Source organism: Sporosarcina sp. JAI121 (assembly GCF_013408665.1).
GTDB lineage: Bacteria > Bacillota > Bacilli > Bacillales_A > Planococcaceae > Sporosarcina.
Window position 1 is genome coordinate 158,436 of record NZ_JACCCL010000002.1, and the last position, 12,803, is coordinate 171,238.

Genomic DNA, 12,803 nt, shown 5'->3' on the forward strand with positions numbered 1-12,803 from the left:
AGGGGAATCTTATCATAAGTAAATGAAGTTTTTTCAGAAAAATAAAAAGCCGAAAATGAAAAAGTCATGAGTATAACTTTTTCATTTTCGGTGTAGATAAGGAAGGTCAACATCCGTTACATTCATATAGCCTTTCTATTTAAAAAAGAATGGAAAAGTAAATGTAACGAAAGCCGCCCAAAGTCCGTAAACCGGCAAATACTTAGTGACCGCATCTTGGATAGGGGAAGGTCCGGTCTTGTTTTGTAGAAAACGCATATATGAGAACATAATCCAAATAAGATTTCCCCAGATAAGTATGTTTACACCTAAAACAGCAATTCTGTTTGGTGTAATCCCATACGAAGATAGTCTGAATACGATGGCTGACAAAGCCACGCTGTCAATGATAAGCGCAAGAACAATTAAGGAGAAAATTATATAATCTGAAATGCTCTTTTTGTCGTCTGAGTCGCTTTCGGTAATGGAAAATATGGTAACGGCCAATACACCAAGTAGAATTCCGTTGAAGACTATCAGGAAATTGCGGTCAAAGAATGGATTTTTTCCGACCCATATAACCGTTATCAGATAGACCAACAATGTAACCAGGACAAGAGGACTAAAAATTTTAGCTATATATGGTGTAATATTCTTAGCGAGTTTAAGATTCATTGATACCAGGTGTGCAGCCACAATAGCGAGAGCGGCAGCACCAAATAAAACGATATTACTAAAATAGAATTCTTCTATATCCAATCCCACAAAGCTGAATAACTGCATGGTTAATGCCGCTAGCACCATTCCGCTAACTGCCATGCTGGCGTAGAGAATACAATATTCCAAGTTAAATTTAATATAGGCCAATCTTGTACTGCCTTTTGAATATTCATTTCCTGTAAATGCAAGCCCCAACAGTACCCATAAGAATACGGGAAGGTGTAAATAAGCAAGGATAATACTGTCTTTATAATTTAAGGGGAGCATATTAAGATAAAACCCGGAAATTAGGAACAACGCTGCAAGGGAATAAATAACACTCTTTTTCGGAGTGTTTTTGTAAACAAAATAGGCGGCAATAAAGGGAATTATACCAAAAGCCAGGTTGATTGGAGCAATTGCTTCCTGTTCGACAAAGTGGAATATGATTCTGGTGGTTATCCCGGCCAAAAGGGCTAAAATGCCCATGAATAAGAAATCTTTTTGAAGCAAGGAAGCTCTTTCTGAATGTGCCGTCTCCTTGAAATGCAATCTTTCATACCAAATGCCAAGAACCTGAGAATCAGGATTTTGTTCCCACGCGTCTGAGAATGACTTTTTAAAGGCTTTGGGGTCATTTCTGAACATTCTCTCCAGCTCATGGGGATTGGCAATATTTTTAATGATTAAATTGTTACTGTCCATGTTATACCTCCCTAAGTGTTGTTTAGTAGATTGTAACACGTTATTTATTGATAAACAATAAATACTTATCCAATTTCGTGTCATTTTTGTTGTTTATAAGTTATTTAGGTGAAAATAAAAACATTCCTCTTTACAATGAAATGCTCTTAAGGTTGTATCTCATGAGCCTCAATCACCTTACGACTTTCTTATTTCTAGTTTAAACAAAAAAGACTGTAAACAAGCTCGAATTCAATCGAGTTTGATTACAGTTTAATGCTAGCAAAATGGTATCCCGAAAATTTTGAAATGCCATTGATTTCACCCTTGAATTATGCAAACGTAAGTTTTACGCGTTAATAATGCTTTCTAATTCGGAACAGGTTAGTACCGAATTCATTTAATCCAATAGACATTAGAATAATAGCAGTGCCTAACCACTGAAGCGGCGTTACTACTTCTGACAAAATAATGCTAGCTGAGATGATTGCGATAGGTAATTCAATGGATGTTAATAGATTTGCGATTCCTCCTGAAACCAAAGGCGCGCCTACTGCGAAAAATAGTGGTGGAAGGACTGCTCCAAATAACGAAACGCCGAGGCTAGTAGTTAACAGGTTTTCCTCCAATGGCAGTACAGATGGGACATCACGCATAAATAGGACAAGCACTAAGATAGTTGATCCTGTTACCATCAAAGAGGTCCGAGTCAATGGATCCACATTAACAGCGACCTTTCCACTGAGGAAAATAAATCCTGCATAAGTGAATGCGGATAGAATACCGAAAATGAAACCTTTAATGGGAAGGCCTTGTATGTTTCCGTGTGAAATATTCGAAGCAAAAAAGACTCCGATTAAAATTAAAATGATGGACAATATTGTTACAGGCGCAGGTTTTATTTTGCTGGAAATCCATTCTAAAATAATCCCTATCCAAACGAATTGGAACATTAATATGATGGCCAATGATGCGGGCAGATATTGCATCGAACCATAATAAAAAATACTTGTTAAACCGATAAAACAACCGGTAATCATAATTTGAAGAACATTCTTCTTATTAAGTCCTTTGAAACTGGAGCGTTTAAGTAGGGTGAAAGACCATAATAAACAAAAGGAGATTACCATTTGAACGATATTGACTTGCCCAAGTGAGTAGCCGTAGCTAAACGCAAGTTTGGCAAATATCGGTGTAAATCCAAAAAATGAAGCGCCTAATAATATAAACAAAATACCTTTCTTTAATTTCATGGTGTGACCTCCTTGGTGTAGAAAAATAACCATATTATTATATCATAAATAAGCATGAAATTGGCCTCGCCTATTCCATTGAATTAAATAACCTCATTTTGATTAGTCACGTAGAACCGTATCATAAGTAAATGATGATTATTTTTTTATAATAAATTAAGGTACCAGGTTCAGACACAATTCTGAACTGTGTTGGAACCTGGTACCCCTTACTATTGATTGCCGTTGTGTCTTGTACAGCCACCGGTGACTAAGGCTTTATAAACAGCCATGATGAAACAAACATATAAATAGAATAATAGGTAGTTCCCACAAGTATATTTGTGATAAGGGACTGCCTTTTTTGTATAAGCATAGGTTAACGTACTTGCAAGGTATATAGATCAATTTTGCAGGAAAGGAGGGTATTCTTATGAAGAATAAAAGCGAAATCATGAGGATTATTCAGCAATTGGATCATCATATTGCAGATGATTTTGAGGCACAGGACCTGGACTTTAAACAATGGAATTATAGTGCTGTTGAGGAAAATGTCAATAAAATGATTAAATACGCTGTTTGTATGGCAAATGGCGGTGGGGGCAGTGTTGTTTTCGGCGTGGCTGACAAAGTGCGGGGAATAGACAATGTTTTAATTGGGGTTCCATTTGATGTAGACATAAAAGAATTACAAAAAAGGGTATTTGAGAATACAGATCCACACATTATTCCTTCATTTGATGAACTATTTTATAAAGATCATTCGATTCGGCTCTTGGTCATGAACGTTTTGCCGGAAACACCGCCTTATACAATAACGGGGGGTACAGCAACCATTAGGCAAGGAAAAGAGTGTCTGCCGTATAGGAACAATTCGTAGGGATAGTCTGATTTCGTGATTGGGTAAAGAGGCAATCTCTATATACTCACTGAGATGGACTTTTGCCGTTATATATTGCCAGGCACCAATTACTAAATTCAAAGAAACACTAGGGCTACTTGCATTAGTGTTTCTTTGTTATGAACGGATGTAATCAGTGGGAAATTAGGAATAGGTAAAGGCTAATGGGGTAATTTAGATAAGTAGAGTAGCTACCAAATCTATTCATTGTTTACGGTTTTTTCTTACACAGGCACCGGTGACTTAGGAGGCAACCAGGGGTTGCGCCTTGATGCACCTAGAATTAGCTTTACTACATCAACTAACTTCATTGATACTGAAATTGTAAGGAAAGGCGATGAGAAATATGATTTTTAGTGAACGTTTAAAAAGAGAGAGAGAAAAAAGGGGCTGGTCACAGACAGAGCTCGCTGAAAAAATTCATGTTAGTCGCCAGTCCGTTTCCAAATGGGAGACAGGCAAAAACTATCCAAGTATTGAGGTGATCATCGACTTGAGTGATTTATTTGGTGTTACTATAGACGAACTATTAAGGAGTGATGAAGAGTTGAAAGAGAAAGTAATTCAAGATAGTAAGCAATTGGCATATCCAAAGTGGAAAGTTTTTTTCGATAGTGTGTTTTTATTAGGTGTCTTTTTATTGGTGTCAAAAATAATCATTATCGCCTTAAATCATTTTGTCGGTACAAATATTCTTATACTGGAAGGTTTACCGAAAGCAGTCGCCAGTTTTTTACCACTAATTTTAATGGTAATAGGTGGAGTGGGCAGCGATCAATTGAAAAATAAATATATTTAATTTCAGATCCATTGTGAAATATTATCCAGTTAATAAGTAACAATTACATAATTGTGTAATCAAGACCATAAATACATTTAAGCATCTATCTTAGTTTTATTTTTACCCAGTGCAGTGAATTGTTTGTTGTTCATTGCGACGCTTCAAAAGGATGAAAAAGCATAAGACCAATTTAACCCAAAGAAACACTAGAGCGGTTTGCTCTAGTGTTTCTTTGTTGCTAACGGATATAGCCGGTAAATAATTAGGAGTAGTTAGGGGCCAATGGGGTAATTATGATAAGTAGAGTAGCTAACGAATCTCTCCATTGTTTTGGAAACCAGCTATCCTGTGGAAAACTTAGAGGAGGAATGATGATATTGACATTTTCAGGGAATGAAATGCGGCATCCCATACCAGTACCTTCGCCCACACTCGGGCAGTATCTTTTCGATTGTCTGAAAGCGGAAGGCATTACGGAAGTTTTCGGCGTTCCCGGCGATTATAATTTCAGCCTTCTGGATACATTGGAGCAATATGAAGGGATTCGTTTCATAAATGGTCGAAACGAGCTGGGAGCGGGATATGCTTCCGACGGTTACGCGCGACTTCGTGGCTTGTCAGCGCTCATTACAACTTTCGGCGTTGGGGAGATGAGCGCCTGCAATACGATTGCGGGGGCGAACAGCGAATATGTGCCTCTTGTACATATCGTCGGGGCTCCGAAATCGATGGATCAGCAGGCGCATAAGCTTATGCACCATTCCCTGTTGGACGGCGATTTCGACGTATTCCGGCAGATGTATACGCATCTGTGCGCCTATACGGCAATCGTGACGCCGGAAAATGCCGAACAGGAAATTCCAACAGCGATCCGCATAGCCAAGCAAAAACGTAAGCCGGTTTATTTGATGGTAGCTATGGATCTGGTCACAAAGCCCATTGTCCGGCGTTCAATTCCGGTCGAGAAAAAAATCGCGACAAATAAGCCAGCGCTAGAGGCGGCGATTCAGCATATCCGTGGACTGTTGAACGGGACAAACAATGTGGTTCTTTTATCGGACATGCTGACACTCCGCTATGGACTCGGAGATTCCGTTCAACAGCTTGCGTCGCGTTTAAATGTACCTGCCGCTTCGCTCCTGCTTGGCAAAGGCAGCTTTGATGAACGGCACCCGAATTATATCGGCGTATACAGTGGAGCTATAGGGAGTGAACAGGTAAGGGCTACCGTTGAAAGTGCGGATTGTGTGATCGCAGTTGGCATGATCTGGACCGACACGAATTCAGCGAAGGATACGGCAAGGCTAGATCGTCTGCGCCTCGTCGACATTCAGCCGGAGTTTGTACGGGTCGGGGAATCCGTGTACGAGCAAGTGATGGCGGCGGATCTCCTCTCTTCCTTGAGCGCGTGCGGTTGGGTCCGAAGTGGAGCTTTATCTCAAGTCTCCTTCCCTTATGATGAAATATCCGGCGAGTCGGATCAGCCAATCCGAGCGGAATCGTATTATCCACGCTTGCAGCGGATGATGAAGGAAAAAGATATCGTTGTGGCTGAGACTGGAACTTTTTCGTACGGTATGTCACAGGTGCGACTTCCGGCGGGGGCTGATTATATTTGCCAGCAGGGCTGGCAGAGCATCGGTTATGCGACGCCCGCTGCGTTTGGGGTGTGCATCGCGGCACCGGACAGGCGTGTGCTGCTGTTTACGGGGGAAGGTTCCCTGCAGGTGACGGTTCAAGAAATCAGCACTATGCTGGACAATGGTTGCCGGCCGATACTGTTTATCCTTAACAACAGTGGCTACACAATCGAAAAGTATTTGAACGTCAAGACGTCCAATCAGCGGTACAATCAGATTCCCGCTTGGCACTATACGCAGCTGGCTGAAGCCTTTGGTGGAAAGGCGTTCACGGCTCGAGTGCGTACCAACCGTGAACTGGATGAGGCAATTGCAGCGGCAGAGCAAGCGCAAATGAGCCAACTGTGCATAATTGAGATGATTGTCGATGACCCGCTGGATGCACCGGATTATTTGATACGGCTCCGCAAACATATGGAGGAGCAGGAACGACTGAAAGAGTAGCTCTATGCATTTACCCCGCAACAGCCTGATTAATTACTCAATCAGGCTGTTATTTTTATGACGATTATATTGAAATAGTAAAAGTATAAACCTAACCCACTTACTGTTGTTAATCAAATAAATTCTAAAACTTATCATTTCGATATTCTTTATCCATTAATTTATTAGTGATACGATAATGCTATTGTTAACATGGAAGTGAGGGGGGTTCTGTGTTCCTGGATAAGTTGAAGACCCAGTTAAATGAAAGTCAATCACTATTTATAGGAGAAGAAACAGCTTTTCGTTCAGCCGTTTTAATTCCATTAGTTCAAGTGGATGGAGAATGGCATATCCTTTTCGAAGTACGTTCACTTACGATGAGAAAACAACCTGGTGATATTAGTTTTCCTGGTGGCCGAATCGACCCCGCAGACCCGTCTCCAATGGCAGCGGCTATACGAGAAACGAACGAAGAATTAGGTGTCGACCCCAATACGGTTACGATTGTAGGGACATTAAGCCCTTATATTGCCTCTCCTTCATTTGTTATTTATCCATTTGTAGCAACCATTGATTACAGTCAAATTATTCATTCGTATAACAAAGAAGAAGTTGAAGGGGTATTTACAATACCGGTCAAATGGTTATTGAATTATGAACCTTATATGCATTTGGTATCCGTTGAACCGACGCCTCTGCCGGGCTTTCCTTTTGAAAAAATAGCGAATGGTGCTCAGTATCAATGGGGAATCCATTCGATTGAAGAATGGTTTTTTGATTATGGAAAGTACACAATTTGGGGTTTAACAGCTAGGATTTTAAAACATTTTTTAGGGATAATAAAATAAAATCTAAATCCACCCAGAAAAGCCCCATTTCTCATAGTTAAGAGAAATGGGGCTTTTCATACACTTCTTACTTAAACGGATGCATTCAGACCCATTCTGGTTTCAGAACGACTCATCCTCTTCTCGAGTTTAAACAAGATAAATTCGCAGACGAGGCAGAGAACCCAATAGATGATGGATGCGACTAAATACATTTCGATGAAACGGTATCCATCGTTTGCGATGATTTTGGAAATGGCTAATACTTCTACAACTTTTACAGCGAATGCTAATGAGGTTGCTTTAATAAGCCCGATAAAAACGTTTCCTAAATTAGGCAATGCGATTAATAACGCTTGTGGCAGAACGATTCGTGTTAAACCTTGTCTTGTGGTCATCCCGACCGAATAGGCGGCTTCCATCTGTCCTGCATTTGTGGCATTAATGGATGAACGGAAGATTTCTGCCTGATAAGCGGCCGTGTTTATTGTATAAGCAACAAGTGCGTACATGAGTGGCGGAATTTCATCAGCATCTATATGTAAACCAAGACGAGGGTTCAGGTAATCTACAAGTACGGGAACACCGTAGAAAAAGACGTATAGCTGAACAATTAAGGGTGTTCCTCGAATGAAAGAGATATACAAAATGGATAACTGATTTAAAACAGGTACTTTATATATTCTGCAAAGAGCAATTAGTAACCCCAAAATGAGCCCGAAAAGCATCGCGACAATGGCTATCGTTATTGTCCAAGGTACTCCTTTTAATACTGCGGGTACTTGCTCTAAAGCAAATTTAAAATCCACAATAGCCATAATTTATCACTATCCTCAACAAGTTATTACTTCGATAGACCAACATGCCCTTTCCTGAAGACTTTTTCAGCATAGCCGACAAGACTTTCAATAATAATGCAAGTTGCCCAGTAAACAAGCGAAATCACAACGTAAATCTGAAACATGCCGATGCCATGATTATTACCTAAAATGATTCGAACTTGCCCCATAATATCAATGATGCCGATCGTAAAGGCGAGTGATGTGTCTTTCAATAATTCGATAATATTGTTACCTAAGTTAGGTAATGAGATGAGAAAAGCTTGCGGTAATATAATTCTTCTTAACGCTTGTGAATAGCTCATTCCGACACTATAGGCTGCTTCGAATTGGTCCTTTCCTACGGCTAAATAGGCTGAACGAATAACCTCAGACAAAAATGCACCTGTATGAAATGAGAAGGCCATAATGGCAAAGACCAGCCGATCCCAATGATTAATATCTACATTAATGATAAGTAGTAATTGGGGAAGTCCAAAATAGACTAGAAACAGTTGTACTAACAAAGGTGTACTTCTTGTGAATGATAAATATAATGTTGCAATTCCATAGAGATACCGGTACTTCTGAATTCGTATAATCGCAATACCTAAACCTATGAGTAAAGCGAAGAATAAGGATAGGACCATCATCAGTAGTGTTAGCGGGAGTTTATCCAGTACTCTAACGAATATGTCAATCCAGTTTTGCAAACTCGGGCTCATCTTTCACACCACCTAATCAATTACGCCTCGGCGTAATTGCGTCCAGATTTTGAATCGAGCTTGCTCGATTGACTCCTTTCAAAATCTGTGACATCCGCCGGAGGCTTTATCAGGGAGGAATTGAACTTCATTCCTCCTTGTTCAGCGGGCGTTTGGACACCCGCTGAACAGGAAACAAAACCGCATTCATCTCGCCACCTATAAAGGTGGGAGTCTTCTGCTGAATAAAGATAAATATGTGCCAATGTACATTATTAATTGTAGCTGAACCCTTTTTCATTGATGTAGTCGAGGTCTTGGAAGAAGTCTATCGAAAACCACTTATCGGATAGATTCGAAAGTGTTCCGTCTTCCGTCAATTCGAGCGTTATTTCGTCGATTTGATCGGCTAGTTCAGTGTTTTCTTTATTATATACAATAAAGATAGGTTCTTTTGAAACGATTCCAGCTACTTTTAAATCCAAGTTAAGTGTTTCCTGAACAGCGTCAAATGTCGATTTGTTGAGGAAAATTGCATCCGCTTTTCCTTCGTCAACGCGCTTTAGGTTATCTGCATTTGAAGGGTGTTCCATGCTTTCAATTGTTAAAGGATTATCGGGATTACTTGTGTTGTAACCATTTAAAATAGAACGAAGCCCGCCGCTAGCTGACATGGGCGTGAACTTCTTCCCAACCATGTCATCTAATGTTTTTATATCATCTCTGTCTGTTTTCGTAATTAGTGACGTCAGTGAATAGCCATATTCATATTTTGGATAATGAAACTTCTCTTCTCTTTCGGGATTTTTGAAGAACCAGTTAATGGCCATGTCAACTTTACCTGTATCAAGTCCAACTAAATTAGATTCTTCCTCTCCGAAGATGTATTCGAATTTGTAGTCCGGTAATCTTTTTTCAACTTCTGCTAAATAGTCCATGTCGTAGCCAATCGGGTTGTTTTCATTATCTGTGTATAGAAAGGGAGGATTGACATCATCGCTTAATGCGATTTTAATAATCTTTTTTCCGTCATCCGTTGTTGAGCTTCCTCCATTTGAACAACCCGCGAGAATGGCAAGGAACACCGTTGCTCCTAAAAGTATTAGCCAGTTACGTTTCATGCTTATGTCTTCCTCCTTCTTAAATTTCGTATTCTGGTTCTGGTGTAAGTCTTTTTAAAAATAGTTTCGTGCGTTCGTGTTTTGGGTGGACCAATACATCTTTCGGCGCACCTTGTTCGACAATAACTCCATCTGCCATGAAAATAACTTTGGTAGCCACATCTCGGGCAAAGTCAATTTCATGTGTTACAATAATCATCGTAATTCCTTCGTTCGCAATATTCTTAATAATGGAGAGAACCTCTCCAACCATTTCGGGATCGAGTGCAGATGTTGGTTCGTCGAATAATAATACAGAGGGCTTCAATGCCAGTGCGCGGGCGATTCCGACGCGCTGTTGCTGTCCGCCTGAAAGTTGCGTTGGGTAGTCATTTGCTTTTTCTTCAAGACCCACTTTTCGAAGAAGATCCATGCTAATCAGACGCGCTTCAGCTACGTTAATTTTCTTTGCGACGAGAAGGCCTTCCATAATATTTTCAAGAACGGTTTTATTTTTAAATAAATTATAATGCTGAAAAACCATAGCTGTTTTTCGTCTTAAGGTTAATATGTTTTTTTTCGATGCACTTTTTTCATCTATCGTAAAATTATCGATTGAGATGCTGCCTTCATCGGGTTTTTCTAAATAATTTATGCAACGAAGGAGGGTTGTTTTCCCTGATCCACTTGGGCCGACAATTACCAGTACATCTCCTTTATTCACTGTTACATCAATGCCATGAAGCACCGGATTCTTATTAAAACTCTTTTTAATATTTTTTAACGTTATCAATTTCCCGCCCCTCTTTCAATATTCTGAATGCATGATAATACCTCATACAATATCATAAGTATTCCTAGTTGTAAAGTAGACATTAGAGGGATATACTAGTTAAATACTTTGAAAGTGTAGACTAATCAATCCAATAAGGAAGTGTCGAGCATGTCAAAAAAGGTATTTATTGAAAATGCATTTCAAAAGGAATGGCTTGAAAAACTCAAGAACCATGAGGAAGCTTTTAAAAGTCATTCGAAAGAAATCGATGAACAGGTCCGATTTCCAAAAGAAAATATAAAAAAACTTGTTGACCTGGGTTATACGAAACTGACGTTACCGAAAGTATATGGCGGCGGCGGTATAAGCGTGCGTGACATGGTTCTTTTCCAAGAAACGATTGCTAGTTTTGATGGAGCTACGGGGTTAGCAATTGGGTGGCACCAAGGTGTTGTCGGAGAACTATATGGGAAAAAGCTGTGGAGTGAAGATATGCTAGCTTCATTTTCACAAGAGGTTTTGAACGGGGCGTTAGTGAATCGGGCAGTCAGTGAAGCACAAACGGGTAGCCCGACTCGTGGTGGACGTCCTGGGACGAATGCTGTAAAACGAGATGACAAATGGGTTATTACGGGCCAAAAAAACTTTATGACGATGTCACCCGTATTAACGCATTTTCTAGTATCTGCATGGATTGAAGAGAAAGAGGGCATCGGCTTCTTCTTAGTTGACCGAGATTCAAAAGGTTTATCTATCAAAGAAACATGGGATGTTATAGCGATGAGGGGAACAGAGAGTCATGATTTAGTGTTAGATAATGTTGAAGTTTCGGAAGAGAAATTTGTCGAATTTAATCTTGGTCCAAGGGGCAATAGTGTGAATGGATGGATTCTGCATATTCCCGCTTGTTACTTAGGCATTGCACAAGCGGCTCGTGATTATGCGGTAAAATTTGCAGTCGAATACTCCCCGAATAGTGTAAGTGGGTCAATTAGCCAATTGCCAAATGTCCAGAGTTTAATTGGCCAAATGGACTTAGAACTGATGAAAGCAAGACACTTCCTTTACAGTGTGGCAGACGCTGTAGATGATGACTCGCGTCGAGAAAAACTGACGAATGAACTGGCTGCCGCCAAGCATATCGTCACAAATTCAGCTATTACGATCGTTGATAAAGCGATGCGATTGGTCGGAGCCAAAAGTCTTCAAATGTCAAATCCGTTGCAAAGGTATTATCGTGATGTAAGAGCTGGTCTACATAATCCACCGATGGACGATATGACGATTTCTAAATTAGCTCAAACGGCAATAAAGGAAGCCGAGTCAAAGTAGGATTTGGATACTTATAAAAAGACAGCAGCTTTAACTACAGGCTGCTGTCCAAAATAATAGAATTTTAGGTTTTGAGACAATGTAATTTCAAGTGCCTATGCAAAAAGCTATTCTAGAACATACGTTGCAATTGCATAATCCTAAGTCATATATTCACGGAAATATCTAGAAAACCTGTGTATTTACCTAGTGTAGTGAATTGTTTTCTGTTTTTTCTTACACAGGCACCGATTACTAAAACTTATGAAATTTTTGCTAATGTCGTTTCCACTGCTTGTTTTAAATCAGACGGTTCTAGTTCATATTTGAAACCTAATAATTTTTCACCATTGAAGAATAGAGTTGGCACGATTTTCACTTCACGTTCAATTGCTTCAGCCGTAATCGCCAAACTTACATCAACATTTTCAAGGCGTTCCTCTTCTTGCAAGTTGTATTTATCGACAAGTAATCGTTTTAATTCCTTATCTGATAGTTCATGCCATTCTGGTTGTGTTTCAAGTAGTTTTCCAATCACATCTAATGTTTCTGTTGGATTCGCATTATCAAATGTCCAGTGAATCAATGCACCGCGGAGAAGTTCTTCGCGGGGTTTATCGTATAATTTCACAATAACCTCGATTTGACCATTGGCGATATATGGAGGCAAAACTTCTTTTGCTAAATGATAAATTCTTGCACTGCCTGGGCACGCCAAATTAATAAAAGCCTCTAGTTTCAAAGGTGCATCCGCACTGCCGAATTTCAAATGGTCATTTTTAATCGTTGACATATTCAATCTCCCCTTCAAACATTCTATTTCTAATATATACTATATTTATAGGGATTGTAAACATTAGAGTGAAGAATACTTTGTTTAGTTGAAAAATACAACAATTTCATATGCCTGTGCGAGATACTAAATT

At 39.7% G+C, this 12,803-nt stretch carries 12 protein-coding genes; 5 read left to right on the forward strand and 7 right to left on the reverse strand.

Translation table 11 applies throughout. The features are described from left to right. Window positions 1–135 precede the first annotated feature (135 nt). A complete protein-coding gene (locus HDC33_RS12295) occupies window positions 136–1,383 on the reverse strand; it encodes a DUF4153 domain-containing protein (RefSeq protein WP_179392877.1) in 1,248 nt (415 codons plus the stop codon). 335 nt (window positions 1,384–1,718) lie between these two features. Further along, the gene (locus HDC33_RS12300) at window positions 1,719–2,615 is read right to left on the reverse strand and encodes an EamA family transporter (RefSeq protein WP_179392878.1); all 897 of its coding nucleotides are present in this window, start codon (window positions 2,613–2,615) and stop codon (window positions 1,719–1,721) included. Between the two features lie 412 nt (window positions 2,616–3,027). On the opposite strand from HDC33_RS12300, the gene HDC33_RS12305 reads away from it, so the two are divergent. The 4 genes from HDC33_RS12305 (at window position 3,028) to HDC33_RS12320 (ending at window position 7,190) form a co-directional block, all read left to right on the forward strand. After that, window positions 3,028–3,474, forward strand: coding sequence for an ATP-binding protein (locus tag HDC33_RS12305; RefSeq protein WP_179392879.1), 447 nt, complete (start codon window positions 3,028–3,030; stop codon window positions 3,472–3,474). A gap of 367 nt (window positions 3,475–3,841) precedes the next feature. Beyond that, window positions 3,842–4,294: a helix-turn-helix domain-containing protein gene (locus HDC33_RS12310; RefSeq protein ID WP_179392880.1), complete on the forward strand. Its 453-nt coding sequence runs from the start codon at window positions 3,842–3,844 to the stop codon at window positions 4,292–4,294. Between the two features lie 353 nt (window positions 4,295–4,647). Then, on the forward strand, window positions 4,648–6,360 hold the full coding sequence (locus HDC33_RS12315; protein ID WP_179393142.1) for an alpha-keto acid decarboxylase family protein: 1,713 nt from the start codon (window positions 4,648–4,650) through the stop codon (window positions 6,358–6,360). Between the two features lie 212 nt (window positions 6,361–6,572). Continuing rightward, window positions 6,573–7,190, forward strand: a complete 618-nt coding sequence (locus HDC33_RS12320; protein ID WP_179392881.1) for an NUDIX hydrolase — start codon at window positions 6,573–6,575, stop codon at window positions 7,188–7,190. 71 nt (window positions 7,191–7,261) lie between these two features. Here the strand turns inward: HDC33_RS12320 and HDC33_RS12325 are convergent, their stop codons facing one another. From HDC33_RS12325 to HDC33_RS12340, 4 genes are all read right to left on the reverse strand, one after another. Then, a complete protein-coding gene (locus tag HDC33_RS12325; protein ID WP_179392882.1) occupies window positions 7,262–7,987 on the reverse strand; it encodes an amino acid ABC transporter permease in 726 nt (241 codons plus the stop codon). 26 nt (window positions 7,988–8,013) lie between these two features. Beyond that, complete coding sequence (locus HDC33_RS12330) at window positions 8,014–8,712, reverse strand: amino acid ABC transporter permease (protein ID WP_179392883.1); 699 nt, start codon at window positions 8,710–8,712, stop codon at window positions 8,014–8,016. 254 nt (window positions 8,713–8,966) lie between these two features. Beyond that, on the reverse strand, window positions 8,967–9,812 hold the full coding sequence (locus HDC33_RS12335; RefSeq protein ID WP_179392884.1) for a transporter substrate-binding domain-containing protein: 846 nt from the start codon (window positions 9,810–9,812) through the stop codon (window positions 8,967–8,969). Between the two features lie 19 nt (window positions 9,813–9,831). Beyond that, window positions 9,832–10,584, reverse strand: a complete 753-nt coding sequence (locus HDC33_RS12340) for an amino acid ABC transporter ATP-binding protein (protein ID WP_179392885.1) — start codon at window positions 10,582–10,584, stop codon at window positions 9,832–9,834. A gap of 150 nt (window positions 10,585–10,734) precedes the next feature. Here HDC33_RS12340 and HDC33_RS12345 point away from each other — a divergent pair, with 150 nt between their 5' ends. After that, window positions 10,735–11,898 (forward strand): acyl-CoA dehydrogenase family protein, encoded by a 1,164-nt coding sequence (locus tag HDC33_RS12345; protein WP_179392886.1) that lies wholly within the window; start codon window positions 10,735–10,737, stop codon window positions 11,896–11,898. 241 nt (window positions 11,899–12,139) lie between these two features. Here the strand turns inward: HDC33_RS12345 and HDC33_RS12350 are convergent, their stop codons facing one another. Next, the gene (locus HDC33_RS12350) at window positions 12,140–12,670 is read right to left on the reverse strand and encodes a thioredoxin domain-containing protein (protein ID WP_179392887.1); all 531 of its coding nucleotides are present in this window, start codon (window positions 12,668–12,670) and stop codon (window positions 12,140–12,142) included. Window positions 12,671–12,803: the final 133 nt, after the last annotated feature.

Bases quoted from the DNA above. Each gene is read 5' to 3' on its own strand.
- HDC33_RS12295 (WP_179392877.1), bottom strand. From the start codon at position 1,383: ATGGACAGTAACAATTTAATCATTAAAAATATTGCCAATCCCCATGAG.
- HDC33_RS12300 (WP_179392878.1), bottom strand. From the start codon at position 2,615: ATGAAATTAAAGAAAGGTATTTTGTTTATATTATTAGGCGCTTCATTT.
- HDC33_RS12305 (WP_179392879.1), top strand. From the start codon at position 3,028: ATGAAGAATAAAAGCGAAATCATGAGGATTATTCAGCAATTGGATCAT.
- HDC33_RS12310 (WP_179392880.1), top strand. From the start codon at position 3,842: ATGATTTTTAGTGAACGTTTAAAAAGAGAGAGAGAAAAAAGGGGCTGG.
- HDC33_RS12315 (WP_179393142.1), top strand. From the start codon at position 4,648: ATGATATTGACATTTTCAGGGAATGAAATGCGGCATCCCATACCAGTA.
- HDC33_RS12325 (WP_179392882.1), bottom strand. From the start codon at position 7,987: ATGGCTATTGTGGATTTTAAATTTGCTTTAGAGCAAGTACCCGCAGTA.
- HDC33_RS12330 (WP_179392883.1), bottom strand. From the start codon at position 8,712: ATGAGCCCGAGTTTGCAAAACTGGATTGACATATTCGTTAGAGTACTG.
- HDC33_RS12335 (WP_179392884.1), bottom strand. From the start codon at position 9,812: ATGAAACGTAACTGGCTAATACTTTTAGGAGCAACGGTGTTCCTTGCC.
- HDC33_RS12345 (WP_179392886.1), top strand. From the start codon at position 10,735: ATGTCAAAAAAGGTATTTATTGAAAATGCATTTCAAAAGGAATGGCTT.
- HDC33_RS12350 (WP_179392887.1), bottom strand. From the start codon at position 12,670: ATGTCAACGATTAAAAATGACCATTTGAAATTCGGCAGTGCGGATGCA.